This window comes from Mesorhizobium sp. BR1-1-3 (assembly GCF_020165455.1).
GTDB classification, from domain to species: domain Bacteria; phylum Pseudomonadota; class Alphaproteobacteria; order Rhizobiales; family Rhizobiaceae; genus Mesorhizobium; species Mesorhizobium ciceri.
Genome location: NZ_JAIUIC010000001.1, coordinates 730,454 through 755,894 on the forward strand (window position 1 = coordinate 730,454; position 25,441 = coordinate 755,894).

The 25,441-nt window shown below is 62.5% G+C and carries 32 protein-coding genes and 2 tRNA genes; 17 read left to right on the forward strand and 17 right to left on the reverse strand.

Annotated features, from left to right (window positions below):
- Positions 1–4: 4 nt before the first annotated feature.
- The 3 genes from LB559_RS03670 to LB559_RS03680 form a co-directional block, all read right to left on the reverse strand.
- Positions 5–1,033, reverse strand: a complete 1,029-nt coding sequence (locus LB559_RS03670) for an amino acid ABC transporter substrate-binding protein (protein ID WP_024505009.1) — start codon at positions 1,031–1,033, stop codon at positions 5–7.
- A 443-nt stretch (positions 1,034–1,476) separates the two neighbouring features.
- Complete coding sequence (locus tag LB559_RS03675) at positions 1,477–2,352, reverse strand: DUF2182 domain-containing protein (RefSeq protein ID WP_224673046.1); 876 nt, start codon at positions 2,350–2,352, stop codon at positions 1,477–1,479.
- A 9-nt stretch (positions 2,353–2,361) separates the two neighbouring features.
- Positions 2,362–2,997 (reverse strand): DUF1326 domain-containing protein, encoded by a 636-nt coding sequence (locus LB559_RS03680; RefSeq protein ID WP_224673047.1) that lies wholly within the window; start codon positions 2,995–2,997, stop codon positions 2,362–2,364.
- A 455-nt stretch (positions 2,998–3,452) separates the two neighbouring features.
- On the opposite strand from LB559_RS03680, the gene LB559_RS03685 reads away from it, so the two are divergent.
- The 5 genes from LB559_RS03685 to LB559_RS03705 all read left to right on the forward strand — a co-directional run bounded on the left by LB559_RS03685 (position 3,453) and on the right by LB559_RS03705 (position 7,592).
- Positions 3,453–4,634: a cystathionine beta-lyase gene (locus tag LB559_RS03685; RefSeq protein WP_064994363.1), complete on the forward strand. Its 1,182-nt coding sequence runs from the start codon at positions 3,453–3,455 to the stop codon at positions 4,632–4,634.
- Positions 4,635–4,764: 130 nt separating this feature from the next.
- Positions 4,765–5,826: an HPP family protein gene (locus tag LB559_RS03690; protein WP_224673048.1), complete on the forward strand. Its 1,062-nt coding sequence runs from the start codon at positions 4,765–4,767 to the stop codon at positions 5,824–5,826.
- A 132-nt stretch (positions 5,827–5,958) separates the two neighbouring features.
- Entirely contained in the window at positions 5,959–6,630 is a 672-nt protein-coding gene (locus LB559_RS03695; protein ID WP_024505013.1) for an RNA polymerase sigma factor, read from the forward strand.
- Positions 6,631–6,747: 117 nt separating this feature from the next.
- Entirely contained in the window at positions 6,748–7,272 is a 525-nt protein-coding gene (locus LB559_RS03700) for a DUF4142 domain-containing protein (protein ID WP_224673049.1), read from the forward strand.
- Between the two features lie 11 nt (positions 7,273–7,283).
- Positions 7,284–7,592 carry a cupredoxin family copper-binding protein gene (locus tag LB559_RS03705; RefSeq protein WP_027163334.1) on the forward strand — a complete coding sequence of 103 codons (309 nt, stop codon included), beginning with the start codon at positions 7,284–7,286 and terminating at the stop codon, positions 7,590–7,592.
- 111 nt (positions 7,593–7,703) lie between these two features.
- On the opposite strand, the gene LB559_RS03710 is transcribed toward LB559_RS03705, so the two are convergent.
- Positions 7,704–8,534, reverse strand: coding sequence for a crotonase/enoyl-CoA hydratase family protein (locus LB559_RS03710; protein WP_224673050.1), 831 nt, complete (start codon positions 8,532–8,534; stop codon positions 7,704–7,706).
- Between the two features lie 88 nt (positions 8,535–8,622).
- Here LB559_RS03710 and LB559_RS03715 point away from each other — a divergent pair, with 88 nt between their 5' ends.
- A complete protein-coding gene (locus LB559_RS03715; protein WP_224673051.1) occupies positions 8,623–9,210 on the forward strand; it encodes a TetR/AcrR family transcriptional regulator in 588 nt (195 codons plus the stop codon).
- Positions 9,211–9,286: 76 nt separating this feature from the next.
- Here the strand turns inward: LB559_RS03715 and LB559_RS03720 are convergent, their stop codons facing one another.
- Positions 9,287–10,513, reverse strand: coding sequence for an anion transporter (locus LB559_RS03720; RefSeq protein WP_027163335.1), 1,227 nt, complete (start codon positions 10,511–10,513; stop codon positions 9,287–9,289).
- Between the two features lie 152 nt (positions 10,514–10,665).
- On the reverse strand, positions 10,666–11,628 hold the full coding sequence (locus tag LB559_RS03725; protein ID WP_224673052.1) for a glycosyltransferase family 4 protein: 963 nt from the start codon (positions 11,626–11,628) through the stop codon (positions 10,666–10,668).
- A 372-nt stretch (positions 11,629–12,000) separates the two neighbouring features.
- On the opposite strand from LB559_RS03725, the gene LB559_RS03730 reads away from it, so the two are divergent.
- A complete protein-coding gene (locus tag LB559_RS03730) occupies positions 12,001–12,759 on the forward strand; it encodes a glycosyltransferase family 25 protein (protein ID WP_127384694.1) in 759 nt (252 codons plus the stop codon).
- A 67-nt stretch (positions 12,760–12,826) separates the two neighbouring features.
- Here LB559_RS03730 and LB559_RS03735 read toward each other — a convergent pair whose 3' ends face one another.
- On the reverse strand, positions 12,827–13,615 hold the full coding sequence (locus tag LB559_RS03735; protein WP_013532435.1) for a GGDEF domain-containing protein: 789 nt from the start codon (positions 13,613–13,615) through the stop codon (positions 12,827–12,829).
- A 258-nt stretch (positions 13,616–13,873) separates the two neighbouring features.
- A complete protein-coding gene (locus LB559_RS03740) occupies positions 13,874–14,095 on the reverse strand; it encodes a hypothetical protein (RefSeq protein ID WP_013532436.1) in 222 nt (73 codons plus the stop codon).
- A 179-nt stretch (positions 14,096–14,274) separates the two neighbouring features.
- On the opposite strand from LB559_RS03740, the gene LB559_RS03745 reads away from it, so the two are divergent.
- Genes LB559_RS03745 through LB559_RS03755 form a run of 3 tightly spaced genes read left to right on the forward strand, consistent with a single transcriptional unit; the run spans position 14,275 to position 15,188 of the window.
- Positions 14,275–14,589, forward strand: coding sequence for a hypothetical protein (locus LB559_RS03745; protein WP_318014149.1), 315 nt, complete (start codon positions 14,275–14,277; stop codon positions 14,587–14,589).
- Positions 14,586–14,867 (forward strand): multiprotein-bridging factor 1 family protein, encoded by a 282-nt coding sequence (locus LB559_RS03750; protein ID WP_224673053.1) that lies wholly within the window; start codon positions 14,586–14,588, stop codon positions 14,865–14,867. The genes LB559_RS03745 and LB559_RS03750 overlap by 4 nt, the downstream gene beginning before the upstream one ends.
- Positions 14,868–14,906: 39 nt before the next feature.
- Positions 14,907–15,188, forward strand: a complete 282-nt coding sequence (locus tag LB559_RS03755) for a hypothetical protein (protein ID WP_224673054.1) — start codon at positions 14,907–14,909, stop codon at positions 15,186–15,188.
- 86 nt (positions 15,189–15,274) lie between these two features.
- Here the strand turns inward: LB559_RS03755 and LB559_RS03760 are convergent.
- Together LB559_RS03760 and LB559_RS03765 are read right to left on the reverse strand one after the other, a co-directional pair.
- Positions 15,275–15,351, reverse strand: a tRNA-Arg gene (locus LB559_RS03760).
- A 47-nt stretch (positions 15,352–15,398) separates the two neighbouring features.
- Positions 15,399–15,704 (reverse strand): ETC complex I subunit, encoded by a 306-nt coding sequence (locus LB559_RS03765; protein ID WP_013532440.1) that lies wholly within the window; start codon positions 15,702–15,704, stop codon positions 15,399–15,401.
- Between the two features lie 140 nt (positions 15,705–15,844).
- Between LB559_RS03765 and LB559_RS03770 the strand changes: the two genes are divergently transcribed.
- Both LB559_RS03770 and LB559_RS03775 read left to right on the forward strand, forming a co-directional pair.
- Positions 15,845–15,921: transfer RNA gene (locus tag LB559_RS03770), tRNA-Pro, on the forward strand.
- A gap of 97 nt (positions 15,922–16,018) precedes the next feature.
- Positions 16,019–16,300, forward strand: a complete 282-nt coding sequence (locus LB559_RS03775) for a hypothetical protein (protein ID WP_013532441.1) — start codon at positions 16,019–16,021, stop codon at positions 16,298–16,300.
- Between the two features lie 15 nt (positions 16,301–16,315).
- Here the strand turns inward: LB559_RS03775 and hdaA are convergent, their stop codons facing one another.
- The 3 genes from hdaA to LB559_RS03790 are packed head-to-tail and all read right to left on the reverse strand — an operon-like array spanning position 16,316 to position 18,753.
- Positions 16,316–17,020, reverse strand: coding sequence for a DnaA regulatory inactivator HdaA (hdaA, locus tag LB559_RS03780; RefSeq protein ID WP_224673055.1), 705 nt, complete (start codon positions 17,018–17,020; stop codon positions 16,316–16,318).
- Between the two features lies 1 nt (position 17,021).
- Positions 17,022–18,224, reverse strand: coding sequence for an AI-2E family transporter (locus LB559_RS03785; RefSeq protein ID WP_224673056.1), 1,203 nt, complete (start codon positions 18,222–18,224; stop codon positions 17,022–17,024).
- A gap of 1 nt (position 18,225) precedes the next feature.
- Positions 18,226–18,753: a CDP-alcohol phosphatidyltransferase family protein gene (locus LB559_RS03790; RefSeq protein WP_013532444.1), complete on the reverse strand. Its 528-nt coding sequence runs from the start codon at positions 18,751–18,753 to the stop codon at positions 18,226–18,228.
- A 238-nt stretch (positions 18,754–18,991) separates the two neighbouring features.
- On the opposite strand from LB559_RS03790, the gene purM reads away from it, so the two are divergent.
- The 3 genes from purM (at position 18,992) to LB559_RS03805 (ending at position 21,489) form a co-directional block, all read left to right on the forward strand.
- A complete protein-coding gene (gene purM / locus LB559_RS03795) occupies positions 18,992–20,071 on the forward strand; it encodes a phosphoribosylformylglycinamidine cyclo-ligase (RefSeq protein ID WP_013532445.1) in 1,080 nt (359 codons plus the stop codon).
- A complete protein-coding gene (gene purN, locus LB559_RS03800) occupies positions 20,068–20,781 on the forward strand; it encodes a phosphoribosylglycinamide formyltransferase (protein WP_024505064.1) in 714 nt (237 codons plus the stop codon). The genes purM and purN overlap by 4 nt, the downstream gene beginning before the upstream one ends.
- A 195-nt stretch (positions 20,782–20,976) precedes the next feature.
- The gene (locus LB559_RS03805; RefSeq protein WP_224673057.1) at positions 20,977–21,489 is read left to right on the forward strand and encodes a SixA phosphatase family protein; all 513 of its coding nucleotides are present in this window, start codon (positions 20,977–20,979) and stop codon (positions 21,487–21,489) included.
- A 51-nt stretch (positions 21,490–21,540) separates the two neighbouring features.
- Here LB559_RS03805 and LB559_RS03810 read toward each other — a convergent pair whose 3' ends face one another.
- From LB559_RS03810 to LB559_RS03825, 4 genes are all read right to left on the reverse strand, one after another.
- Positions 21,541–21,774 carry a DUF680 domain-containing protein gene (locus LB559_RS03810; RefSeq protein WP_224673058.1) on the reverse strand — a complete coding sequence of 78 codons (234 nt, stop codon included), beginning with the start codon at positions 21,772–21,774 and terminating at the stop codon, positions 21,541–21,543.
- A gap of 415 nt (positions 21,775–22,189) precedes the next feature.
- Complete coding sequence (locus LB559_RS03815) at positions 22,190–22,417, reverse strand: DUF680 domain-containing protein (protein ID WP_224673059.1); 228 nt, start codon at positions 22,415–22,417, stop codon at positions 22,190–22,192.
- Between the two features lie 47 nt (positions 22,418–22,464).
- Positions 22,465–22,668: a DUF680 domain-containing protein gene (locus LB559_RS03820; protein WP_013532450.1), complete on the reverse strand. Its 204-nt coding sequence runs from the start codon at positions 22,666–22,668 to the stop codon at positions 22,465–22,467.
- A 47-nt stretch (positions 22,669–22,715) separates the two neighbouring features.
- Positions 22,716–22,919, reverse strand: coding sequence for a DUF680 domain-containing protein (locus LB559_RS03825; RefSeq protein ID WP_013532451.1), 204 nt, complete (start codon positions 22,917–22,919; stop codon positions 22,716–22,718).
- A gap of 465 nt (positions 22,920–23,384) precedes the next feature.
- Here LB559_RS03825 and LB559_RS03830 point away from each other — a divergent pair, with 465 nt between their 5' ends.
- Positions 23,385–24,062 (forward strand): response regulator, encoded by a 678-nt coding sequence (locus LB559_RS03830; protein WP_024504276.1) that lies wholly within the window; start codon positions 23,385–23,387, stop codon positions 24,060–24,062.
- A gap of 13 nt (positions 24,063–24,075) precedes the next feature.
- Positions 24,076–25,428 carry a sensor histidine kinase gene (locus LB559_RS03835; RefSeq protein WP_013532453.1) on the forward strand — a complete coding sequence of 451 codons (1,353 nt, stop codon included), beginning with the start codon at positions 24,076–24,078 and terminating at the stop codon, positions 25,426–25,428.
- Positions 25,429–25,441 lie beyond the last annotated feature (13 nt).

The window sequence follows — 25,441 nt, forward strand, 5'->3', positions numbered from 1 at the left end:
TCGATCAGCGGATCGGCGGCGCGTATTGCAGGCCGCCCTTGGTCCACAGCGCGTTGATGCCGCGCGCGATCTTCAGCGGGCTGCCCGAGCCGACATTGCGCTCGAACATTTCGCCATAATTGCCGACGGCCTTGACGATGTTGACCACCCAGTCATTGGAAACGCCGAGATCGGTACCGATCTTGGTGTCGGCTTCCTGGCCGAGAACGCGCTTGATCTCGGGGCTGGCCGAGTTCTTCATCTCATCGACATTGGCCTTGGTGATGCCGAGCTCTTCAGCCTGCAGCAGCGCAAAATAGGTCCATTTGACGATGTGGTACCACTGGTCGTCGCCCTGGCGAACGGCAGGTCCGAGCGGCTCCTTGGAGATGATCTCGGGCAGCACGACATGGTCGGCCGGCGATCCCAGCGTCAGGCGGATGCCATAGAGGCCCGACTGATCGGTGGTATAGACGTCGCAGCGGCCGGCATCATAGGCGGCGTTGACCTCTTCCAGCTTTTCGAAGACGACGGGATTGTACTCCATCTTGTTGGCCTTGAAGTAGTCGGCGAGGTTCAGCTCGGTGGTGGTGCCGCTCTGCACGCAGACGGCTGCGCCCGAAAGCTGCAATGCCGAATTGACGCCCGGCAGCTTCTTGGCGTTGATCATGAAACCCTGGCCGTCATAATAGGTGACGCCGATGAAATTCAGGCCGAGTGCCGTATCGCGGTTGATGGTCCAGGTGGTGTTGCGCGACAGGATGTCGATCTCGCCCGACTGCAGCGCGGTGAACCGCTCCTTGGCGCTGAGCGGCGTGAACTTGACCTTGGAGCCGTCACCGAACACGGCAGCCGCGACAGCGCGGCAGAAATCCGCATCGATGCCTTGCCAGTCACCCTTGTCGTCCGGCGCCGAAAAGCCGGCCAGGCCGGTGGAGACGCCGCACTGGATGAAGCCCTTCGCCTTGACGGTGTCGAGCGTGGCCGCCGACGCGGCGGACGCCATCAATCCAAGCGTGGCGGCGCCTAGAATGCCGATAGCAATGTGTTTCATGACCCACAGACCCTTTTCTCTGTTTTTCAGGAGTAAATCCTGATTTTTTTCTCCCGTGTGAACGCGGCTTCATCCCGGCCCATCCCGAAACCCCGCATCGTAACCGACGCGCCGCCTCCCATTCACAAATGTCATCGAAGGCGATAATTCCTGTGAGGTCAAGGGAAATGACCCAAACCCGAAGAGTTTGAAAACCGATTGCCGTAAATGCCTGATTTACAGACAAACACGCCCGCGAATTAGTCAGCACGGGCCAATAAAGGCGGCAAAGCTGATGCAACGCCAACGCGGGGCCGATACCGGCCGCGGCAGCGAAATCCATCCAGGGCAAATACCTCGTGGTTGTTGACCTCCGCGTGGGGCGAACTACCATGTCCCAAGATTGTCTTCTGACGATTTACTGGCGGCTGCAGTCCAATACAGGTCGCAGACGAAGACTGTTCTCAAAAGGCTTGAAAGACGATCCAGGTCCCGATGCCAGCCATCAACGCGCCTGAAACGCGCGGAATCAGCTGCCCGGTCGGCACCGTCTTCTCCAGCAGGACGAGGATGGCGATGCCGGCGATCCACAGCACGTTCATGACGCCACCGACGAACAGCAGGGCCATCAGCGCCCAGCAACACCCCAGACAGTAGGCGCCGTGATCGATGCCCAGCCGAAGCGCGCCGAGCGGAGCGGAGCGGAATCCGCCATGGCCGGCCAGGAACGCGATCGGGGCCTGACATTGGCGCAGGCAGACGCCCTTCATCGGCGTCCATTGATAGAGACCGGCGGCGATCAGGACGAGGCCGCCGAGGACCGCGCTGCCGGTCGCCATCGAGGGGTCGAGCAAGGCAAGACGGGCGAGAAGCCATTGCGCACCGGTCGCCACGAGGCTGAAGACGACCCAGACGGCGAGGTAGCCGGCAAAAAACCATCCCGTCGAAGCGATGGGCCTGCCATCCGCCCGCGCCTTGCGGCCGACACCGGCATAGAGCAGCAACATCGGTGCGACCGAAGGCGTCATCATGCCGACCATCATCACCGCCCACATCGTGAAGGTGAAAGCGAAATCGGCCAATGCCCAGGCCCGGATGCCTGGCGCCACGGCGGCGCCCATATCCATGCCGCCCATACCCATGTTCGACCCGTCCATATTCGACATGTCCATTCCGGCCATGTCACCGCCTCCGCTGTCCGGCAAGGCGGAGCCGGGCATGACCATGTCGGTGGCGAGCCACAGCACATAGGCCCAGGCGAGCACGGCAATCACCACGAGCGCGGCCATCACGACCGCGCGATCGCGACGCAGCACCGCCTCGAGGGCCGTGTCGCCCATTGGATCAGGTCAATGCACGATGCCGCTCTGCGTGAGATGCAGATTGGCGAAATGGCTGTGCGTATCGGCCAGCTCGAACTTGATCGGGCCCGTCGCCTTTGTCCAGCCGCGCCCGACCTCGGCGATCGCGTATTCGAAGCCGTGCGGCAGGTCGATGCGCGCCTGGTGGGCAGCGCCGGTGACCGGATTCCGGATCGGCTCGCCACGACCGTCGGTTATACCCTCGACATGCAGCTGACTGGTTCGCGCGTCGACGTCGATGTTGAATTCGATCGGCGCAAAGATCGGGTCGTGGAACTTCTCCAGCGTGGTCGAAAAGACCTGGAATATCGTTGCACCCGGTTCGGTATCCAGACCGCCCAATATGCGAAGCAGCGCGCCACGTTGGGCTTCCGTCGCCCTCTCGTCGATGATCACCGCGGCTTCGCCCCCGCCCTGGTGTATGGCGCCGGGCCAGCTGAAAATCCCGACGAACCGCAATCCGTCGAGCTTGGTGTCGCCGTGATGGCCGCTTTCGATTTCCATGCCGGCGACCGCCTGGCAGAACCCGTATGTCGGCATGGCGTTGAACTGGCACGGGCAGCCATAGGCGCAGTTGCAGTTGATGAATTCGCGCGCCTGCATGGCCCATTTGACGTCCGGCATGGCATTCCTCCCTTGCCGCGCTCACGCTTGGTGAGCGCGATCCGGATCGTGGAGGACCAGAGGTCAACCGGCAGCAACCATCCGGCAGCATCTGATCGAAGCAATCCGGCGATTAATATTAGCCGACAATCATATACCTTCCGCAGCCGCCCACAATAGCCGATCGGCGGAGATGAGGGCTCCGAACGCAGGTCAATCAAGGACCGCCTTTTCGCGATAGGAATTTTTTCTTGACACCCTGCCCTCAGCTATGATACATTTTTGTCCATGGTGCTGATTTGCGCCGATGACCCGCCGCACAGGCGGGTTTTTCGTTTTGATATCCTGTCCCCGCATCGCTGTTTTTGCCGCGACGAATTGGCATATTCGAAGTCCATCTCCTGGCGGACGGTGGCTGTTGCACGGTCCATGCCGCCGCACTATGGCTAGCGGCTTGTCAAACAAGGCGACGCAGAATGGCGAAAGACGGCGAGCACTTTAGCGGCGGGATGGGCATCAACACGCGGCTTGCCCATTCGGGCAACAATCCGCACGACTATTTCGGCTTCGTCAATCCGCCGGTGGTGCATGCCTCGACCGTGCTTTTTCGCGACGCGGCGTCAATGGCGGCTCGCACCCAGAAATACACTTACGGCACGCGCGGCACGCCGACGACCGATGCGCTCGCCCACGCCATAGACGCGCTGGAAGGTTCGGCAGGCACGATCCTGGTGCCGTCGGGCCTTGCGGCGGTGACGGTACCGCTGCTCGCCTTCGTGTCGGCCGGCGACCATCTGCTGATCGTCGATACCGTCTATCATCCGACCCGCAACTTCGCCGACACGATGCTGAAGCGGCTGGGCGTCGAGGTCGAGTACTACGCCCCCCATGTCGGCGCCGGCATCGCGGCGTTGATCAAGCCCAACACCAAGGTGGTGTTCACGGAATCACCGGCCTCCAACACCTTCGAGGTGCAGGACATCCCAGCCATCGCCAAGGCGGCGCACGCCGCGGGCGCCATCGTCATGATGGACAATACCTGGGCGACGCCACTGTATTTCCGCCCCCTCGACCACGGTGTCGACATCTCGATCCATGCGGCGACCAAATACCCGGCCGGCCATTCCGACGTGCTGCTTGGCACGGTGTCGGCCAATGAGAGCTGCTGGACGCATCTTTATGAAAGCTTCTGCACGCTTGGCTGCTGCGCCGGGCCCGACGACGTCTACCAGGTGCTGCGCGGCCTGCGCAGCATGGGCGTGCGCCTCGAACACCATCAGCGCAGCACGCTTGCCATCGCCTCCTGGCTCGAAGGCCAGAAGGGCGTGGCGCGCGTGCTCCACCCGGCCCTGCCCAGCCATCCGGATCACGCTCTATGGAAGCGGGATTTCTCCGGCTCCAGCGGCATCTTTTCCATCGTGCTTGCCGGTGGCGGCCAGAAGCAGCAGCACGCCTTTCTCGACGCGCTGCAAATCTTCGGCCTCGGCTATTCCTGGGGCGGTTATGAGAGCCTTGCGGTACCGGTCTGGCTCGGCGACCGCGTTGTCGCGAAGGCCCCCTATGAGGGTCCATTGATCCGCCTGCAGATCGGCCTCGAGGACGTCGACGACCTGAAGGCCGACATTTCGCGCGGTCTGGCCGCGGCGGCGGCGGCGTAGCGGAATTCTATTCCCTCAAATTGCAGTTTCCCGGATCAGTTTGGCTTTCAAATTCAACGATGCCGCGTCATTGCGGTGCGATCAGCACATTTTCGACTTCCCCTGGAATATCGGCAGAGTTTTCGACCTCATGGCTTTCCGCCTTTTTGTTCCCATTCTTGCCGGCGCGACGCTGCGCGAGCGTCTCGTCGCCTGTATCGGCGCGACGATCGGCATTGCACTCACCGGTGTGATCGCCAGCGTTGTGCTCGGCAACGGCCCGCACGTGCCGCTGCTGGTGGCGCCGATGGGGGCGTCGGCGGTGCTGCTGTTCGCCGTGCCCGCCAGTCCGCTGGCACAGCCATGGTCGATCATCGGCGGCAACACGATATCGGCACTGGTCGGCGTGATCGTGGCGCATTTCATCCACGAAACCGCCCTTGCCAGCGGCATCGCGGTGGCACTGGCCATCGCCGCCATGTCGTTCACGCGCTGCCTGCATCCGCCGGGCGGAGCGGCCGCGCTGACCGCGGTGCTGGGAGGGCCTGCCGTGATCAGCGCCGGCTTCCTGTTTCCATTCGTGCCGGTGGCGCTGAACTCGATCCTGCTGGTGGCGCTCGGCTACGGCTTCCACAGGCTGGCCCGGCGCAATTATCCGCATGTGCCGGTTGCGGCGCCGGCAAACAGCCACGGCACCGGCGATCTGCCGGCGCAGCTGCGCGTGGGCTTTCAGTCGGAAGACATCGATGCCGCGCTTGGCGCACTCGACGAGACGTTCGATATCGATCGCAACGATCTCGACCGGCTGCTGCGGCAGGTCGAATTGCAGGCGATGGTGCGCGCGCACAAGACCCTTCTGTGCGAGGACATCATGTCGCGCGATGTGATCTCGGTCGATGCTCACACCTCCACCGAGGCGGCGCGCCAATTGCTGCTTGACCACAACATCCGCACCTTGCCGGTCGTCAATGCGGAAGCCAGGCTGGCAGGCACGGTGGGGTTGCGCGAACTCACCCAGGCCTCGGGGACGGTTGGATCCGTCTTAACGCCCGCGGCAACAGCCGCCGCCGGCGTCGCCGCCATGGGGCTGCTGCCCGTGCTCACCGATGGCCGCAGCCACGCGGTCATCATCGTCGACGACGACAAGCGGATTCTCGGGCTGATCACCCAGACCGATCTGTTGGCCGCCACGGCGCGCCTGCAGGCTGCCTGACAAGCCTTCACTCACACTGTAGTGTAGCGGCCGCCGGACCCGGCAGAAAATCTTCGGGAACCTTTTGCCGGCGACAGCGTCCAATCTCCCAATCGAGATCCTGGTTCGGAGATTGGGTTGAGGAAACTTGCCATGCCTGCTGTGACGGCCGTGCCTTCCGCTGTGCCAGGCGAGATGCAGCTTGTGCACCGCGCGCTGGCGCGCGACGGCGACGCCTTCCGCACCATCATCAAGACACACAATCAGCGGCTTTACCGGATCGCGCGCGGCGTCGTGCGCAATGACAGCGAGGCCGAGGACATCGTGCAGGAGGCCTACGTCAAGGCTTTCGCCCATCTGGATGCGTTTCGCGGCGACTCCTCGCTCGCCACATGGCTATCGCGCATCGTCATCAACGAGGCGCTCGGCCGGCTGCGCAAAAGGCGCAAAACGGTGGCGCTGCCGGAAAATCCGCAAGCCGAGATCATCCGGTTTCCCCTCAATCCCAGCGACGATCCGGAACGGACAATGGCGCAACGGCAGATCCTCCAACTGGTCGAACAGGCCACCGACAGCCTTCCCGACGTCTACCGGACGGTGTTCGTGGCGCGGGTGATCGAGGGGCTGAGCATCGAAGAGACCGCCGACCTCCTCGGCGTGCGGCCGCAAACCGTCAAGACAAGGCTGCACCGCGCCCGCGCCCTTGTCCGCAAGGCGCTGGACGACCAGATCGGGCCGGTGCTGCTCGACGCCTTCCCCTTCGCCGGCCGGCGTTGCGAACGACTGACCAGCGCCGTGATGCGACGGCTCGGGCTGGAAAGCTGAGCCTCAGCGGATTTCAGTTCATTTCAGCGGGAACGTTTGCCGCTGACCAGCATCCAATGACCGTCAACCGAAAAACACTGTCCGGGACGATTTCAGCGTCCCGGCGAAGGAGATGCCATGTCTATCCGACACACTGCTGCGCTCGCCGCCCTGCTGCTGCTCGGCACCGCGCCGTTCGCACAAGCCGCCGAGAAGCCGACCGATCCGCAGATCGCCCATATCGCCTACACGGCCGGGGTCATCGACGTCGAAGCGGCCAAGCTGGCCATCGACAAATCGAAGAACAAGGAGGTTGTCGATTTCGCCAAGGATATGGTCCGCGATCACGAGGCTGTAAATGTTCAGGCGCTCGACCTGGTCAAGAAGCTCAAGGTCACCCCGGAAGACAACCCCACCAGCAAGGCGCTGACCAAAGCTGCGACGGAGGAGCGGGCCAAGCTCGCCAAACTCCACGGCGCTGCCTTCGACAAGGCCTATGTCGACAATGAGGTCGCCTATCACAAGCAGGTCAACGGCGCGCTCGAAACCGTTTTGATCCCGTCGGCGCAGAATGCCGAGCTGAAAAGCCTGCTGGAAACCGGCCTGAAGATATTCCAGGGCCATGAGCAGCACGCCGAACACGTCGCCGGCATGCTCAAGTAAGGACCGGGAGCATGCAGAACCGCCATCTGTGGATTGCGTTGACGCTGGCCGTCGGGATCGTGCCGGCGCAAGCCGAAACCATCCAGGTCACCATCGACAGGCTGGTGTTCTCTCCGGCCACTGTCGAGGCAAAGGTCGGCGACACGATCGAGTGGGTGAACAAGGATGTGTTCGCCCACACGGCCACCGTGAAAGGCGGCTGGGAAGTGATGATCCCGCCGAAGAAATCCGCAAGCCTGACTTTGAAGACGGCGGGACCGGTCGACTACTTCTGCCGCTTTCACCCCAACATGAAGGGCCGTTTGGTGGTGGCGCCCTGATCCAGCTCCGACGAGTGCATGTCGCCCAAAAGTAACCTCGGTTTTGGGAGAACGACACGCATAAAAACAAAGACCTGAAGCGGGTCGCCTGAGGAATTCAAGCGACCCGCTTCAGGCTCGCCTGGCCTCGTCGGGACGCGCGATATGTGTCCACGAGCCGTCATAGTCCGGCTCGCGGCGTGCAATCCAGGCATTCAGCCCTTCGCGCAGATCAGCGGTCGGGGCCATACGGGCAAACTGCTCGGCCTCGACCAGCAAACCTTCGGCGATGCTCTGGTTGAGGCCGCGCGCCACTGCCCTGAGGATGCCGGCAATCGCCAGATCGGAGTGCCGCAGGATACGCCTGGCCAGATCAAATGCCGCCGGCATCAACTCGGCATGCGGCACAACCTCGTTGACGAGACCCAGTTCAAGCGCCCGCGGCGGCGCAAACCAGTCGCCGGTCAACAGCAGTTCGAGCGCCCGCTTGCGCCCCGCGAGCCTCGGCAAGCGCTGGGTTCCACCAAAGGTCGGCGGCATTGCGAGGTTGATTTCCGGCTTGGCGAACAAAGCGCGGTCACTGGCGATAGCCAGCGGTACGGCCTCGGTGATTTCGCAGCCGCCACCAAAGGCGATGCCGTTGACGGCGGCGATGACGGGCTTGCGGTAGGATTCCAGCCTCGCCGTCAGCCGCTGCCCGCGCATGACGAAATCCCGCATCGCGACACCGACGCCAAGCGCCACGCTGGCCGAGAACTCGTGAATGTCGCCCCCCGCCGAAAACGCCCGCTCCCCTGCTCCGGTCAGAATGACCGCACGAACGCTGTCATCGACTTCCATGTCGTCAAGGACCGCAAGCAGCCGATCGATCAGGGCATAGTTCAGCGCGTTGAGTTTCTCCGGCCGGTTGAGGGTGAGGATGGCAATCCCATCCCGGGTTTCGCTAAGGACAAGATCTGTCATTTGGCTCTTCCTTCTCCATCATGCTGATGGAAGGAAGACTATGCCCTTTGTCGCTTGTGTATATTCACTAGTCGGTATACATAGGCTTATGCCCGACACGCAGAGCCCTACCCGCAAACGCATTGTCGATGCCGCGACCAGGCTCTTCTATGCAGAAGGAATCGGTCGTGTCAGCGTCGATGCCGTTGCCGAGGAAGCGGGTCTCACCAAGCGCACGCTCTACTACCATTTCAAGAGCAAGGACGACCTCATCGCGGCCTATCTCGACGGCCGCGACCAACCCAATCTGAAGCGGATGGCCGGCTGGTTCGAGGCTGCCGAAGGCGGCGCGGATCGCAAGGTCGAGGCGATCTTCACCAATCTGGCGAGGTCCGCTCGCCACCCGAAATGGAAAGGATGCGGCTTCCTGCGCACGGCCGCCGAACTCGCCTCGATGCCGGGACATCCGGCGGTCAAGGTGGGCGCGCGGCACAAGCTGAATTTCGAAACATGGCTGGCCGGCGCCCTGTCGGACCATAGCGTCGCGGAGCCGCAAACCCTGGCACGCGAGATCGTGCTTTTGATCGACGGCTGCTTTTCGATCATGCTGATCCACCGCAACCCCGATTACATCGAGGCCGCCGGACGCGCCGCGGCGACGCTGGTGCGGGCGCGACTTTCAGGCAGCCAGGTCTAAAGCGCGACGCGCTTTAAGCCTTAGGTTTTATGCATGTCGTGGCCCCAAAACCGGGGCCGCTTTGGGGCGACATGCATTAGAACCCAAACGCGAGCCATGCCGTGCCGGCGGCCAAGGTTATCAGCGTCAACGGCAAGCCGACCTTGAAAAAAGCGCCGAAAGACAGCGTCGTGCCGGCGGCGCGTGCCTGTTCGGCGACGATCAGGTTGGCGACCGAACCCAGCAGCGTGAAATTGCCGGCCAGCGTCGAGCTCATGGCGACGACCAGCCAGGCGCGCTCGGGGCTTTCGAGGCCGGGTATGAAGGGCCGCAGCGCCAGCACGGCCGGAACATTGCTCATGATGTTGGAAAGCACCGCAGTGAAGCCGGACAGCCGCCAGACGTCGTCCAGCCCGAGATTCCTGGCCGAAGCGATCATGTCTGGCGAAAGAAGCGTCTTTTCGGCGCCGGCGACGACCACGAACAGACCGGCGAACATGAACAGCAGCGGACCGTCGATCTCGCGGTAGATGCGCTCCGGCTTGATGGCCCGGGTGAGCAAGAGGATGGCGCCGCCGATGAGTGCGGCCTTGGCGACAGGCACGCCAGCGAAGAAGGCAATTGCCAGTCCGATGCAGACCACCACCGCCTTCAGCACCTGCCCCTTGTGCATGCGGCCCCGCGAGACCTCGGGCGTCAATTGGACGGTGCGGGCGAATTCGGCCCGGAAGACAATGCGGATGATGACAACGACCGCGACGAGGCCGAACAGGGCGACCGGAGCCAGCGCTGCCGAAAACGCCGGATAGGAAATGCCCGACAGTGCACCGATGACCATGTTTTGCGGATTGCCGGTGATGGTTGCGACGCTGCCGCAATTCGATGCGGTGGCGGTGGCGATCAGATAGGGGATCGGGTTGCGCTTGATCACGCGGGTGACGTGGACGACGATCGGCGCCATGACGAGGCAGATGGCGTCGTTGACCAGGAAGGCGGACAACACGCCGGTCAGCAGCGTCACCATCACCAAGAGCATGAAGGGCGCATGCGCGTGCTCGATGGCGACGGCGCCAAGGCCACGAAAGGCGCCCGACACTTTTAGATGCGCCACCACGATCATCATGCCGAGCAGAAGCGTGATGGTGTCGAAATTGATCGCCCGGTACGCATCCTCCATGCTGAGCGCGCCGATGGCGATCATCGCGGCCCCGCCGAGAAGCGCGATCCCTGCCCGGTCGAGGCGCAGGCCGGGGATGCGGCCAATGGCGACACCGGCGTAAGTCAGGATCAGGATCAGCAGTGCCGCCGCGCCCATCAATGTCATCGATAAGAAGTCCTGCCCAGTCTGTGGCACGCCGCTGGCTGTCGGCCCCATTCGTCCGCTTTGCGTGCCTGCTTTAGCGCGATGTCGAGATCGATGACAGCGGGCATGTTGTTGCGCCAAGGATGTCCCATGGCCCAAGGGATGACGTGCAGCTAGCGCAGGTAGAAATCCAGCCTCTGTCGCACAGCTTGGGAAGAATAGATCTGCTCGACGGTCTGCCGTGCCTTGAGGCCCACTGCCGCCCGCAGCGCCGGGTCGGCTTTGAGATCGGCCAGGATGCGCGCCGCCTGCTGGGTCGTTTCGAACAAGAAACCGTTTTCGCCATGCCTGATATGGTCGGAATAACCGCCATATGAATGGCAGACCACGGGCAACCCGCAGGCCATCGCCTCGAACACCACGCGACCGAAGGTTTCCATATGCCAACCGGTGCGATAATAAAACACGTCGAGCGTCTGCAGAAACTCTTCGGCGGAAAATTGGCCGGGTGGGAACAGTTCGAGTTGCGGATGCGGCATGAGGCTGTCCTTGAGCCCTATCCCTCCCTGAATCCGCAAGGCTGTACCTTCGGCCAGCAATGTCTTGTAGAGGGGTATGTCATCGGGATGATGTTTGCCCGGCCCATCGCGGCTCAAGCGTCCGACGGTGAAGGGACGATCCGAACCCAGATGCTGTGGTGAAAAACGTTCGATATCGATCGGAGACGGATGCACGGTGCCATCGACTTGGAGCATCCGTCTCTGAAAATCGGAAATCAGCACCAGTTCGGCGTCGGGCCAGTTCAGCATGCGGGGCATGCGTCTCGTCAGCGAGATGATTTTCGGGTGAAAGGTATTGAAGACATAGATCAGCCGGCGCGGCCGCGGGATCAGGTAAGGCCATATCTTGTTGCGCCAATGAGAGCCGAGAAAGACGTAGGTACCGCCATTCGGTACATCCCACTTCGACAGCGAGACGCGGCGAATCGGGAAATTCCGCATCAACTCGCCGGACACGCTGGAGGAGGTTGCCCACAGATGCACCTCGGAATCGACACTCAACAGCCGGTACAGTTCCAGAGCTTCAAGGTCACTGCCACCGAAGGGGTCCTGAAAGCCGTTGAACAAATGGATCATGGTCGCTGCGCTTTGTTAGCCTGGCCGGCTGTTTGCCGATAGTGAAAATCTGCCGTTGCCGTGCTGCCCACATGGCGCTCGGAGGCGTTACTTGTCGCCGAGCAGAGCTAACGCAACTGTTACAAAATGGCTGTGAACAGAGATATCCACCTTCAGCTGATATTTAGCTGTCCGAGATATCGGTCGCCCATTAAGCAGGTTACGTCAATACGAGGCACTCGGTGAGTGCTAAGTCGTCCATCTATTGCTCAAAAATATCACTGGCAGCCCAAGCTGCGTCGCCTACCCCTTGCGGAGTCTCGCTATTTGGTTAAGCAAGTTATTTCAAGATCCAAGACAGTATTATTGACAGATAGCCTGTGGGGGGCATCAATGAAATGTATGGTTATTAACCTCGATCGGTCTCCTGATCGACTTGCCCATGTCACGGCTGAATTCGCGAAGGTTGGTGTTTCGTTCGACCGGGTTCCTGCCGTGGACGCGTTGCGTCGACCGGAATTTGCTGCGACTTCACCAAGTTTGACCCCCACGGAAGCGGCTTGTCTTATGAGCCACAAGGTTTGCTGGACCATCATCGCGGATGGTGAAGATGCCTTTGGTGCGATTTTCGAGGATGACGTCCTGTTGTCCGAAGCGGCTGGCCCAATGCTTTCTGATGATGGATGGATTCCGGCCAACGCCGATATCGTCAAGCTGGAAACCTACCTAAGGAAAACCGTCATCGCGATGAAGCGCACCTGCGTCAGTCGGGTGTTTTCGGTGGTTAGGCTATATGGGTTCCACGTCGGAGCGGCCGGGTACATCATTTCGAAGCAAGCAGCGCGCGATCTGATCGCCCGAAGTCTCGATGCGCCCGCCGATCACGTTATCTTCGATCCGGCGCTTCCGACATCGTCAAGCAAAGCGATCTACCAACTGTTGCCGGCACTGTGTGTGCAAAATGACCTTATCCGCGAGAAGGCCTTCGGGTTGACCAGCCTTCTTAATGAGGAGCGGCTCGTGAGAGCCAGAGCAAATTCCGCTCCAAAGCGGAGTCCCGCCGAAAAGCTCCTGGTCGAAGCAAGGCGCATAAGTCGACAGATTTTCGATATCTGCCGCTTCAGGCGTGAGAAAACTATCTCTTTAGCGTGATGACGGCAGCCAAAGCACTGCTGCGCGACGCGCCTGCACGAGTCAGCGTGCTGTTCCGAGTCACCCGTCAATGCACGGTGGCGACGCCGGGCGCAGGCGCCGGAGACGTTCCGGCCGGATCGAAGCTGACTTGATCGCGTCCGTTCGACTTGGCCGTGTAAAGCCTTCTGTCGGCAGCGGAGAAAATTTCCTCATAGGTGATCGGGCCGGTAAAGCTTGTGCCGCCGATGCTGACGGAAAGCGGACAAGGCCTGCCGCCGGGTGAGAATTCCATCTCCCTGATACGCCGGCGGATGCTTTCGGCAACCACCCAGGATTGCGAGGGATCCACGCCGGGCAGAAACACGCCGAATTCTTCGCCGCCGATGCGGCCGACGATATCGCTGCCACGCAGTTGCCCCTTGATCGCCTGCGCTATCAGTTTGAGCGCCTGATCGCCGCAATCATGGCCCAGGCGGTCATTGATCGACTTGAAGTGGTCGGCGTCGATGATCAGCAGCGCCCCCGAACGGGTCTGCTCCTGCTTGCGGGTCTGCTCGAGATAGGCTTCGACCAGCATCGAGAAGGCGCCACGGTTCAGCACCGCCGTCAGGCTGTCGGTCGCGGCGATGACGCTGAGATCGCGCTGCGCGATGGCCAGCTGGCGAATCTTCCACATCAGGAAAAACAGAAACGAGCCGCCCAGCACCAAAGGCAGCATCAGGTCGGTCATTTGCGCCCGCCACACGGCCTCGGGCGAAAGATAGGGAAAATTGAAGGAATCGACGAAGAACGCCACGGCAATGAAGAATGCCGTACCGACTGCCGTGACAGCGATCACCCTGCCCCAGCTCGTCGGCGACAGATCGAGCTTCATCGCGTTCAACTCCGTTAGCCGTCGCTACTATGACGCACCAACCCAAACAAATTGATAAGACTTTCCCTCCAATTCGATGTCGGCGGCGGAATCAAATCCACCGGCCAACCAGCCCCTGCCTATGACTTGCGACAGACGCTTGCGCAGACGCCACAGGACGGCCGCTGGAAAGCAGCCATCCTGTTTCAAAGTGTAAAGGCGTGGGCCAATTGCCGGCCGGGCAAGGGCAAAACGGCGCGCGAAGCCAGATCGCCCGTCTCAGTTGAGCGTCGGTTCACCCAGCGCATCGACGACAAAGGATGCCGCGATCAGGTCGTCGGCATCGAGACGCAGGGAGCCTCCGTCGCCTCCCATGGCTGAAGCCACTTTTTGAAAGGTCTTCATTTCGTATTCCGTGATCCGGGCGTCCTGCATCCTGGCCCTGAGATCGGCAATGCGCCGATCGAGGGCCGAAGATATCCCTATTTCTCGCTTCGACATGGCAACACTCCTCCCCACCCTTGTTTGCCTCCCGCCTGTCCACTTTTATATGAGGGTCCGCGAATACAGCGGGCCGAACGCGCCGTGCGCGGGAAGGTTCCGAAAAGGCCGAGTAACGAAATAATACGCTGGCGCCGAGCCACGCTCGCGGACTTTTATATATCAGACGCAGCTAATCCTTGACGCCGGCGGATGCCGCCCCAGAATCAGAGCATGGCAATAAAGTCGGCGACGAGGTGGCGGTCATGGCGACGGTGCTGAAGCGCGTCACGAAGGACCGCGTCAGCGTGTCGATCCCCGGTCTTCCGCATTCGGTCATTGATCCGGCAACCAGGCTGACCAGGGGCCAGCAGATGGAATTATCCGGCGACGTTACGCGGATCGACGGCGACAAGGTCACGGTGTCGCTCGGGCCAATGGTCACGGTGGATCTGGACAAGGTGCGCGTGGTGCAAAGCCGTGTCCCGCCGAAGCGAAGGACCGTCAGGATGTGAACAAGCGAAGCGCCACCGTCTCAGGGATACAACCCCTTACACCCCAGCAGTGCAGAGCTGCACGAGCGATCCTGAAGTGGTCGCAGGTGCGACTCGCCGCGAAGTGCGGCCTCAGCGAAGGAACGATTGGCAGTTTTGAGAGCGGGCGAAGGATTCCCAGTCCCGCCAAGCTGGCTGCCATCCGTCGAGGCTTGGAGGCAGCGGGCGTGGTTTTCATCGATCAGAAGACCGCAGTGACAAGGAGCGGTCCGCCTCGCGAAACTATTAGTGGAACATAATTTAGATATCGCTGTTAGGCCGCAAAAGGGAGGCGCGCGATGTCACAACATGAAATCGGCATTGTTTCGGACTGGTCGAAATTGGTGGCGGACGATCCTCTGATCGCCGCCGATATAACCCAGCGCCTTTCTGTGCGCGCTTGCAATGACAACGCTGCCACCGCCGCCGACGTCCCGTCGCCCGGCACCGAAACATTTCGGGTTCCCAACATAACCAGCCTCGCAACACCCACCGAGTATCCTCGGCCGATCGTGCTCCTAGCGACGATCTATGCGTCGACGGTCCTGGGGGTAACGCTGCTTCTGGCGGCATCGGTCTGAGCGCACGAGACCTGATACCGCTCTCTGAAAGCCCATGTCTCCGGTATAAACCGTAACCTATGTGTCCGGAACGGACCCGAAGGTTTTGGCGATCCCGACAGGATTCGAACCTGTGACCATCGGCTTAGAAGGCCGGTGCTCTATCCAGCTGAGCTACGGGACCGCTGGCCGGCCGTTGGGCCGGCTGGATATTCTGGCGCCGGGCGCCGTTCAATGCGTCCAGGGCGTCCTGCGGTCATAGCGGAAATTCTCCGCATAGGAAATCTGGCGGCGCTTGGTCTCTTTCGGCTCTTCGACGCGGAAAGCGAGCCCTTGCTTTTCGGCGTAGGCGACCGCCTCTTCGCGCGTGTCGAAGCTAAGCCTGATCTGGCTTCTCATGTCTGCCGACGTCGTATAGCCCATCAGCGGGTCGATCTTCTTGCGCGACTCGGGATCGAATTCCAGCACCCAGTAACCGGTCTTGGCCTTGCCGGACTGCATCGCGGTTTTGGCTGGGCTGAAAATGCGCGCGGACATGGTCACCTCGTTCTTGTGCAAGGCAGCATCGCCACCCTTCGCCCGTCATTACTGCGCAATGCGCACGGCGGCAAGGTTTTTGCTCTCGCAGGTTTTTGCACTTGCCATGCACCACCGAAATGAATAGGCAACAGACCGTTCGGAGTGTAGCGCAGCCTGGTAGCGCATCTGGTTTGGGACCAGAGGGTCGGGAGTTCGAATCTCTCCACTCCGACCATCCCCTCACAGCCCAATGCCCGGCGCAGCCATACGGTTCACTTGCTGCGGCTCCGGCCGTGTGTCCGGCGCCGCGGTTCGGCAAACAGGGGGGTCAGATGCTTGGAATCGATGCCTGGGTGTCGCTTTTCGGACCGGCCTACTTTGCCTACGCCGGCATAACGGTTCCGGTCATGGTGACGTGGGCAATTGCCTGCGCCGCACTGGCGATGTGGAACAACCGTGAAAGCCGCAGACAGGCGAGGCAGGCCCCGGGCGCCGTGGTCTCCCGCTCCTGGCGTGTCAGTATCGGGATGTTTGTGCTGGTCGCCGCCGGCTATATCGCCGCTCACTCTGCCGTCTATCTCGCGGTCCGTCATTTCGCCAGAATGTGGCTCTGAGACCGGCCTCTCAGGCTAGATCTCGAACTCGCCCTGCCCTTCATCCATGGCGCTGACGGTTTCGGCTGCCAGCGCCCTGGTGATCGGCGTCTTGCGTTCGAGCGCGGTCCGGTCGAGCCGCTCCACCACGCGCATCGCTGTCGCCAGCGAGCGCTCGATGCGGCGGACCAGATATTGCACGACATGCGGTTCGACCTCGATCTGACGGTCGGCGAAGAGTTTTGTGATGACGCCTGCCAGCAGGAGATCGTCGGGCTCATGAATTTCGACTGTCGCAGCCGCCTTCAGCCGCGAGGCAAGATCAGGCAGGCCAACACCCCAGGCCGAGGGAAAGCGGCGCGCCGTCAGAAGCAGTTGCGAGCCGGCACCACGCACCGTATTGATCAGATGGAACAGGCCTTGTTCGTCAACCGTCCCGGTATCGACATCGTCGATCAGCGCCGGCCGCGCGCCGAGATTGGCGATGCTGTCGCCGATGCGCCGAGCGTCGACCGCCACCGCATTGGCACGCGCACGCCAGATCGAGGCCAGATGCGTCTTGCCAGAACCCGCGGGACCGGCCAGCACCACCACCGGCGATAGCCAGTCCGGCCAGCGGTCGACCAGCGCAACCGCCTGGTTGTTGGTGCCGGAGACGACGAGTTCGTCACGCGAATAGCCGGTGCCATGGCCGAGGTCGAGCGGCAACTGGCGCGGCGGGTCGGTTGGCTGGGCAGTCACTTCAGCGACGCGGTTGCGTGCGGTGGCCGCCGCCGCGATCGGCCGGAAGCTGCGGCATAGGTGCCGCGCCGCGGCCCTTGTAGAGCGGCGATTCGAGATAGCGGGCTATTGCGAACCGCACCAGCACGGCGACGGCGGCCGAAGCCGGCACCGCGATCAACAAGCCGACGAAGCCGAACAGCGCGCCGAAGGCAAACAGCGAAAACATCAGCCATACCGGGTGCAGGCCGACGCTCTTGCCGACCAGCCGCGGCTGCAGGATGTTGCCCTCGATGAACTGGCCGATGAAGAACACGACCGCGACCGCGACGATCATCGTCCAGTCCGGCCAGAACTGGACGAAGGCGACGCCCACGGCCAGCACCAGCCCGGTCAGCGAGCCGACATAGGGGATGAAGGAAATCAACCCGGCGAACAGGCCGATGAGGATGCCGAAGTTCAGTCCGGTCAGCGTCAGCCCGGTGGCATACATGGCGCCCAGCACCAGGCACAGCGTACCCTGGCCACGCACGAAGCCTGCCGTGGCGGTGTTGATGTCCCGTGCGATGGCGCGCACGGTCTGGACGTTGTCGCGTGGCACCCAGCCGTCGATGACCGCCACCATGCGGTCCCAGTCGAGCAGCATGTAGAAGGCGACCACCGGTGTCACCACGAACAGGCTGACCACAGAAACCAGCGCCATGCCGGAACTCCACAGCGAGGTGAAGACGGTGGTGACAAAACCGAAGCCGGAGGTCAGCAGCGAATTCAGCCCGTCGCGCAAGCTATTGGCGTTGACGCCGAACTTCTGCTCCAGCCATTTCGGATCGAACGAGGTGATCAGGCTTTGCAGCCGGGTCAGATATTCCGGCAATTTGCCGGCGAAATCGGCCATCTGCGTGGCCAGAACCGGAATGAGGATGACAAAGGCCAGGACCAGCACGATGAGGAAGGTGATGAGGATGACCACCGTCGCCATGAAACGCGACAGGCCGAGCCGCTGCAGCCGGTCGGCAACGGGATCGAGGAAATAGGCAAGCACCATGCCGGCGACGAAGGGCAGCAGGATGGCGCTGAAGACATAGAGGAAAAGCGCCAGCAGCGCGGCGCCGGCCAGCCAGAAGAAGATCTGGCGGCGAAAGGTCGCGGACGCGGCGATGTCGGCGGCCGCGGCCTCGATCGCCGCCGCTTCTGTCTCGGATGTCCGGAGTGGAGCCTTCGTCATGTCAGCTCATGTGCCTCAGCCAAGTCACGAGATAGGCTGCGGCCGAAGCCACGGTCAAGACCCCGGACAGCAATATGAGAACCGGCCTCAGCGGGTCGAGATGAACCGACAGGGCAAGTTCACCCAGCACAACCGCCGCCAGCACGATCTGGATGGCGGTGTTGGCCTTCGACACGAAAAGCGGTTTCATCTCGACCGGATGGGCCATGACGGCGGACAGCAGGACCGCGCAGACGATCAACGCGTCGCGCGACACCATGGTGACGACCAGCCACAGCGGCAATTGCCCGATGAGGCCCATGACCACGAACACTGAAACCAGCAGCAGCTTGTCGGCGATCGGATCGAGATAGGCGCCGAGCGTGGACTGCTGATTGAAACGGCGGGCGATGAAGCCATCGACGCCGTCCGAAATGCCGGCGACGAGGAACCCGGCAAAAGCCCAGTCCCAGCGCGCCTGCAGCATCGCCAGCACCACCGCCGGCACCAGGACAAGGCGCAGGATGGTGATCAGGTTGGGGATGGTCAAATGCCTGGCACCTCCTCTTGGTCGGAGATAGATGATGAAGATGGCGGGTGGCAACAAGGGAGGAGCTGCCGATCTCCCCGCACGGGAGCGGCCTTCAGCTTGGCTTTCGCCAATCACGAGCGCCTGTACGTGCGCGCTGTCCACGGTTTTGTAGGCCGAGATGGCCGTTATCCTTGCGGACAGAAACCGTTCATGCGAAGAGCCCGCGACAAGGAAAATTGCTGAACGGGCACCAGAAATGAGCAAGCGCGACGTGAACAAGCGCAAGAACGGGCTCACCTATGCCGAGGCCGGTGTCGATATCGATGCCGGCAATCTCATGGTCGAGAAGATCAAGCCGCTGGTGCGCGCGACGCGCCGGCCGGGCGCCGATGGCGAGATCGGCGGTTTCGGCGGCCTGTTCGACCTCAAGGCGGCCGGGTTTACCGATCCGGTGCTGGTGGCGGCCAATGACGGCGTCGGCACCAAGCTCAAGATCGCCATCGATGCCGGCAAGCACGACACGATCGGCATCGACCTCGTCGCCATGTGCGTCAACGACATCGTCGTGCAAGGTGCCGAACCGCTGTTCTTCCTCGACTATTTCGCCACCGGCAAGCTCGATCCCGACCAGGGTGCCGCGATCGTCGGCGGCATTGCCGAGGGCTGCCGCCAGGCCGGCTGCGCGCTGATCGGCGGCGAGACCGCCGAGATGCCCGGCATGTATCACGGCAACGACTACGACCTCGCCGGCTTTGCGGTGGGCGCCGCCGAACGCGGCCAATTGCTGCCCACCGATGACATTGTCGAAGGCGACGTGCTGCTGGGCCTGGCTTCCTCCGGCCTGCACTCGAACGGCTATTCGCTGGTGCGCCGCATCGTCGCCGTCAGCGGCCTGTCGTGGAGCGATCCGGCACCGTTCAACGACGAGGCCACTCTGGCCGAAGCACTGCTCGAGCCGACCCGCATCTACGTCAAGTCGATTCTCAAGGCGATCCGCAACACGCATGGTATCAAGGCGCTCGCCCACATCACCGGCGGCGGCTTCCCGGAAAACATTCCACGCGTGCTGCCCAAGGATTTTTCGGCCGAGCTCGACCTCGAGGCGATCGACGTTCCTCCCGTGTTTTCGTGGCTGGCCAAGACCGGCGGCGTGGCGCCGGAAGAAATGATGCGCACCTTCAATTGCGGCATCGGCATGATCCTGGCCGTCGCGTCCGGCCAGGCGGCGCAGGTCGCGGCCGTGCTACAGGAAGCCGGCGAGACGGTGACGCCGATCGGCCGCATCGTGCCGCGCCGCGACGCAGGCGTCATCTATCGGGGCTCGATCGGCCTATGAGCGCGCAGAGGAAACGCACCGTTGTCCTGATCTCGGGACGCGGCTCCAACATGACCGCGCTGATTGCCGCGGCCAGCGACCCGTCGTTCCCGGCCGAGATCGTCGGTGTCATTTCCGACAAGGCGGATGCCGCCGGGCTCGGCATCGCCAGGGCGCGCGGCATCGCCACGCAGGTCGTCTCACGTGCCGACCACGGCAGCAAGCAGGCGCATGACGCCGCCATCGACGCGGCCCTTACCGCCTTCAACGCCGAGATCGTGGCGCTGGCCGGCTATATGCGCATCCTTAGCCCCGGCTTCGTCCAGAAATGGCAGGGCCGCATGATCAATATCCACCCTGCCCTGCTGCCGGCCTTCAAGGGGCTCGACACCCATGCGCGCGCGCTGGCCGCCGGCATCCGCATCCATGGCTGCACCGTGCACTTCGTCACCTCCGAGATGGATGACGGCCCGATCATCGCACAGGCAGCCGTGCCGGTGATGGTCGGCGACACCGCCGATACATTGGCAGCCCGCGTGCTGAAGACCGAACACCGGCTCTATCCGCTGGCGCTGGGGCTGGTCGCCGAAGGCAAGGCGCGCATGGAGGCCGGCCGCACCGTGCTTGCCCACTTTGCCGACGATGCCGACAACGGCACCTCGGTGGTGATGGCCCCGGATCCGCTGCGCGAGGAAGCCGACCTCGAGCATCTGGCGCGCATCACGCCTTGAGCTCACAGCGGGAATGACAACGGCGCTTAGCCTGGAACCGCCAAATCGGACTCGCTGCCAGGCCGAAACGGACCGGCTGCGCAGAGCTTGGCTGGAAGGACTGGAGAGCGGCCCGTTCGATCCCTTCGACATTGAGGCGATCAAACAAAAGGCCCGCACTCGTCTGATCAGTCTCCCTGGTCCTGACCAACATCGATGAGACAACTACTTCTTCTCCGTCACGCCAAATCCAGCTGGGACGACCCTGATCTCGATGATTTCGACCGGCCCTTGGCCGAACGCGGATCGAAGGCAGCCCGGTTGATGGGGCGCGAGCTTGCGGCGCGCGGCTGGCTGCCGGACCTGGCGCTGGTGTCGGCGGCGCTGCGCACCCGCGAGACCTGGCGGCTTGTGGCGGCGGAATTGCCCGTCCCGCCCCAGGTCGCATTCCTCAAGGCGCTGTACGATGCTTCAGCGGCGGACATTCTGAGCCAGATTGGTCAAACCGACGCTTCGAGCGGCAGCTTCCTGGTAATTGGCCACAATCCGGGCCTGGAGCAGTTGGCCAGACAGCTTGCCGGGCCGGGGTCGGACGCCAAGGCGATCGCAAGACTTGAGGAAAAATTCCCGACGGCAGCCTTGGCCCGGGTGGTCTTCGAAGGCGATTGGTTCGGCGTATCCCCCGCCCGGCTGACACATTGCTTGCGGCCGAAGGACCTGGGCGGCTAGTGTCCATGGCAGGTGCGGCAGGCCAAGCCCGCCGCACACCCGCCTGAGCCGTCAGTTTCCCCAGTTGCCCTGGCCGGATTCCGGCTGGACCGGATCGGGCGTCAGCGTGAGGTCGCGGTGCTTGACCTGCCTGTGGGTCGAAGCCGTGTAGCTGTGGTCGACATTGACCGCGTGCGAGGTGACGGCCGGCTGATTGACATTGTCCGAACCATAGTTGTCGCTGCCGGCAAAAGCGGCACCAGTGGCAACGAGGATGGCGGCGGCGGCAAGAGCGATCCTGTTCATTCTATTTACTCCGGTATTCCTGATTCTGTCCGTCTAGTGGCGTGCCCCTGGGGAGGAAATTTCGCGTCGCTCGGACAGCCTCGATCTGGATTTTTCGTGCGCCGACTTCCAATCACGAAGACGTTCCCTCACGCGCGGCATCGGGACCTCGAACGTCGGCCAAGGGATTGAGCTCACCCTGTTTTATCAATTTATCTCAGACGCTTATAAGGAGGGTGCCTGACGCATGGTGCGGCGGTTCATCGAGCCAGCGCTCGCCATGCGTTCACAATTCGTCAACATAATTTGAACCAGTTGGTTCGATTTACGATCGGCGCTCCGACACCGATGCCGTCGGCCGAAATCCTGCTCATGCATAAAAAACAAGAGCGGCGGGCAAAGCCCACCGCTCTTTGTGGTCGCAGACTTCAGAAAATCAACGACCCCAGATGCCCTGGCCCGACTGAGCCGGCACGTTGGCATTGGCATCACCCTGCGTCTTTACGGACTTCGGGATCGAGCCGGTGTGCGTGGTGTCGATGTCGGACACGGACTGGTTCGCAACAGGCTGGTTGGCATTGTAAGAGCCGTAGTTGTCGCTGCCGGCAAAAGCGGTGCCCGTGGCAACGAGGATGGCGGCAGCGGTAAGAGTGATCTTGGTCATTTTAATTACTCCTGAGTTCAAGGTTGGGTCGATATCGGCAGTCGCGATTAGCGGCCGAAGAGGTTGCGGTCAGCGCCCTGCGAAGCGGGGGCCTGGACGGTTTGCGTCGACTTGGAGATCGAAGCAGTGGCCGACTGGTCGACGGTGACGGCAGGCTGATTGGCGTTGGCCGAGCCATAATTGTCGCTGCCGGCAAAAGCAGTGCCCGTGGCAACGAGGATGGCGGCAGCGGTAAGAGCGATCTTGGTCATTTTAATTACTCCTGAGTTCAAGTTTGGGTCGATATCGGCAGTCGCGATTAGCGGCCGAAGAGGTTGCGGTCAGCGCCCTGCGAAGCGGGAGCCTGGACGGTCTGCGTCGACTTGGAGACCGAAGCGGTGATCGAATGGTCGACAGCGACGGCAGGCTGATTGGCGTTGGCCGAGCCATAATTGTCGCTGCCGGCAAAAGCAGTGCCCGTGGCAACGAGGATGGCGGCGGCGGTAAGAGCGATCTTGGTCATTTTAATTACTCCAGTATTTGTCATGTCCGTCTAGTGGCGTGCCCTTGGGAGGAATTTCGCGTCGCTCGGACCACCCCGAGATGGGCTCGCCCTGCCGCGGATTCCAATCACGAAGATGTTCCCCCGCGGCTCGAATCCAGGCCTTGAAATTTGACACAGGGCCTCGGCGGTCATAATTTAACTGTTTGAAATCAGACAGTTAATCGATAACGCCCATCACCAGGCGCGACCGCTCGCCAGGCCGGCGTTCACCATCTGCTACACAGTGCGTCAACAGAAATCGAACTGAACGGTTCGGTTTGAAACGATTGCGCACCATCTGAACTTCTGGATCTCCTCCATTTGCCTTGCGGTTGGATCGAGATTATCGCTTGTGCACGATCATCAATCGGGCGCGACTTGGCGGCGCCAGTTGAAGAAGTGGGCGGAAATCCGGGTGACCTGCACCCCAGGACAGCGATAGAAATGCGGTTGCTGCTTGTAGAAGACAATCGCGAGCTGGCGGATTGGCTGGGCAAGACCCTGCGTCAGGCGAACTATGTCGTCGACATCGTCCATGATGGCGAGGATGTCGAACACGCGCTCGCCGCCGGTGACCACGCGCTTGTCATCCTCGACCTTGCACTGCCGCGCATGAGCGGGCTGGAGGTGCTGCGAATGTTGCGGACGCGCGGCAACCGGGTGCCGGTGATCGTGCTGACCGCAAACGCCAGTCTCGACGGCCGGGTCAAGGGCCTCAATGAGGGCGCCGACGACTATCTGGCCAAGCCCTTCCAGATCGAAGAGCTCGAAGCACGAATCCGCGCGCAATTGCGCCGTGCCAATGACCGCACCGCGCCGGTCGTTGCCTGCGGTGATCTCGTCTTCGACACCAACACGCGGCTGTTTTCGCTTGCCGGCGAGGCGCTGGCGCTGACACCGCGCGAGCATGCCGTGCTTGAGCAATTGATGGTCAAGGCCGGACGCACGGTGAGCAAGGCGGCATTGTCGGCCGCGATCTACGATTTCGAGACCGACGCCGATCCCAGCGCCATCGAGATCTACGTGCACCGCGTGCGCAAGAAGCTCGAAGGGTCGCGGGTCCAGATCGCCACACTGCGTGGTCTCGGCTACCTCTTGCGCCAAGACGATTTGGCGCCGTGACGATCCTGGCGCCATGAGGATCAACAGCCTCCGCCTGCAATTGCTGGCATGGGTGGTGCTGCCGCTTGCCGGGCTCGCGACCATCAACCTGTGGACCAGCCAGCGCAACGCACTGGCGACCGCGGACCTGGTCACCGACCGGATGCTCGTCGGATCGGCGCGGGCGATTGCCGAGCAGGTCGCCATGGTCGACGGCGTGCTCGATGCCACGGTGCCCCCGGCGGCGATCGAGATGTTCGACACCGGCGACCGCGACAGCGTCTACTATCGCGTCGAGACAGCCGGCGGGCGGCTGCTGACCGGATATCCCGACCTGCCCGAAGCGCCGCAGCATGCCAGTGTCGAGGCCGCCTACCGCGATCACCAGCTGCGGCTCCTGACCCTTGGCCATGCGGTGATCGGCGCCGGCAACGACTCGCCAATATCAGTCACCGTGGGCGTCACCCTTGCCGGCCATGACGCCATGGTCAAACAGCTTTGGTTCAGCGCCTTTGCCCAGCAACTGGCGCTGGTGGCGATTGCCGGCGTGTTCGTGCTGCTCGGCTTGCGTCGCGGCCTGGCGCCGTTGATCCGGCTGCGCGATGCGGTACGCTCGCCAAACCGCAGCGACCTTGACCCCGTCGAAGTGCCCGGTGCGCAAAGCGAGATCCGCCCGCTGATCGACGCCCTCAACGCCTACATGGAGCGCGTGCGGGCGCAGATGGCGGCGCAACGCCGCTTCATCGCCAATGCGGCGCACCAGCTGCGCACGCCCCTGGCGCTGCTGTCGACACAGGCAAGCTATGCGCTTCGCGAAAGTGCCGCCGATGCCCGCCAGGAGGCGCTGGTGGCGCTGCAGGCGAGTTCCGGCAAACTGGCGCGGCTGGCCGAACAGCTCTTGACCCTGTCACGCGCCGAGCCAGGCAGCCGGCGGCCGCGCGCCGACCGCATTGACCTGGCGGAAGCCGCCCGGCACGTGCTGGAAACCCTGGCGCCAACGGCCATCGATCGCAAAATAGATCTCGGCCTCGAGGAGGCTGGCCCCGTTCCGGTCATCGGCGACGGCACCATGCTGCGCGAGATGATCGTCAACCTCGTCGACAACGCACTGCGCTACTCCCGGGCTGAGGGCAGTGTCACGGTGAAGCTGGCGGCCATCGACGGCGAAGCCGTGCTGACGGTCGCCGACGACGGGCCTGGCATTCCGGCGGACGAGCGAGACCATGTCTTCGAGCGCTTCTACCGTATTGCCGGTTCGACCGAGGAAGGCAGCGGGCTGGGACTCGCCATTGTACGCGAGGTCGTCGAAAATGCCGGCGGCCGCGTCACCCTTGGGGATGGCGCGGCCGGCGGTCTGTTGGTTGAGGTCAGGCTGCCGCTGGCCTGACCGGTCAGGCTGC

Coding starts and splice junctions, on each gene's coding strand:
- LB559_RS03670 (WP_024505009.1), bottom strand. CDS start 1,033: ATGAAACACATTGCTATCGGCATTCTAGGCGCCGCCACGCTTGGATTG.
- LB559_RS03675 (WP_224673046.1), bottom strand. CDS start 2,352: ATGGGCGACACGGCCCTCGAGGCGGTGCTGCGTCGCGATCGCGCGGTC.
- LB559_RS03680 (WP_224673047.1), bottom strand. CDS start 2,997: ATGCCGGACGTCAAATGGGCCATGCAGGCGCGCGAATTCATCAACTGC.
- LB559_RS03685 (WP_064994363.1), top strand. CDS start 3,453: ATGGCGAAAGACGGCGAGCACTTTAGCGGCGGGATGGGCATCAACACG.
- LB559_RS03690 (WP_224673048.1), top strand. CDS start 4,765: ATGGCTTTCCGCCTTTTTGTTCCCATTCTTGCCGGCGCGACGCTGCGC.
- LB559_RS03695 (WP_024505013.1), top strand. CDS start 5,959: ATGCCTGCTGTGACGGCCGTGCCTTCCGCTGTGCCAGGCGAGATGCAG.
- LB559_RS03700 (WP_224673049.1), top strand. CDS start 6,748: ATGTCTATCCGACACACTGCTGCGCTCGCCGCCCTGCTGCTGCTCGGC.
- LB559_RS03705 (WP_027163334.1), top strand. CDS start 7,284: ATGCAGAACCGCCATCTGTGGATTGCGTTGACGCTGGCCGTCGGGATC.
- LB559_RS03710 (WP_224673050.1), bottom strand. CDS start 8,534: ATGACAGATCTTGTCCTTAGCGAAACCCGGGATGGGATTGCCATCCTC.
- LB559_RS03715 (WP_224673051.1), top strand. CDS start 8,623: ATGCCCGACACGCAGAGCCCTACCCGCAAACGCATTGTCGATGCCGCG.
- LB559_RS03720 (WP_027163335.1), bottom strand. CDS start 10,513: ATGACATTGATGGGCGCGGCGGCACTGCTGATCCTGATCCTGACTTAC.
- LB559_RS03725 (WP_224673052.1), bottom strand. CDS start 11,628: ATGATCCATTTGTTCAACGGCTTTCAGGACCCCTTCGGTGGCAGTGAC.
- LB559_RS03730 (WP_127384694.1), top strand. CDS start 12,001: ATGAAATGTATGGTTATTAACCTCGATCGGTCTCCTGATCGACTTGCC.
- LB559_RS03735 (WP_013532435.1), bottom strand. CDS start 13,615: ATGAAGCTCGATCTGTCGCCGACGAGCTGGGGCAGGGTGATCGCTGTC.
- LB559_RS03740 (WP_013532436.1), bottom strand. CDS start 14,095: ATGTCGAAGCGAGAAATAGGGATATCTTCGGCCCTCGATCGGCGCATT.
- LB559_RS03755 (WP_224673054.1), top strand. CDS start 14,907: ATGTCACAACATGAAATCGGCATTGTTTCGGACTGGTCGAAATTGGTG.
- LB559_RS03765 (WP_013532440.1), bottom strand. CDS start 15,704: ATGTCCGCGCGCATTTTCAGCCCAGCCAAAACCGCGATGCAGTCCGGC.
- LB559_RS03775 (WP_013532441.1), top strand. CDS start 16,019: ATGCTTGGAATCGATGCCTGGGTGTCGCTTTTCGGACCGGCCTACTTT.
- LB559_RS03785 (WP_224673056.1), bottom strand. CDS start 18,224: ATGACGAAGGCTCCACTCCGGACATCCGAGACAGAAGCGGCGGCGATC.
- purM (WP_013532445.1), top strand. CDS start 18,992: ATGAGCAAGCGCGACGTGAACAAGCGCAAGAACGGGCTCACCTATGCC.
- purN (WP_024505064.1), top strand. CDS start 20,068: ATGAGCGCGCAGAGGAAACGCACCGTTGTCCTGATCTCGGGACGCGGC.
- LB559_RS03805 (WP_224673057.1), top strand. CDS start 20,977: ATGAGACAACTACTTCTTCTCCGTCACGCCAAATCCAGCTGGGACGAC.
- LB559_RS03810 (WP_224673058.1), bottom strand. CDS start 21,774: ATGAACAGGATCGCTCTTGCCGCCGCCGCCATCCTCGTTGCCACTGGT.
- LB559_RS03815 (WP_224673059.1), bottom strand. CDS start 22,417: ATGACCAAGATCACTCTTACCGCTGCCGCCATCCTCGTTGCCACGGGC.
- LB559_RS03820 (WP_013532450.1), bottom strand. CDS start 22,668: ATGACCAAGATCGCTCTTACCGCTGCCGCCATCCTCGTTGCCACGGGC.
- LB559_RS03825 (WP_013532451.1), bottom strand. CDS start 22,919: ATGACCAAGATCGCTCTTACCGCCGCCGCCATCCTCGTTGCCACGGGC.
- LB559_RS03830 (WP_024504276.1), top strand. CDS start 23,385: ATGCGGTTGCTGCTTGTAGAAGACAATCGCGAGCTGGCGGATTGGCTG.
- LB559_RS03835 (WP_013532453.1), top strand. CDS start 24,076: ATGAGGATCAACAGCCTCCGCCTGCAATTGCTGGCATGGGTGGTGCTG.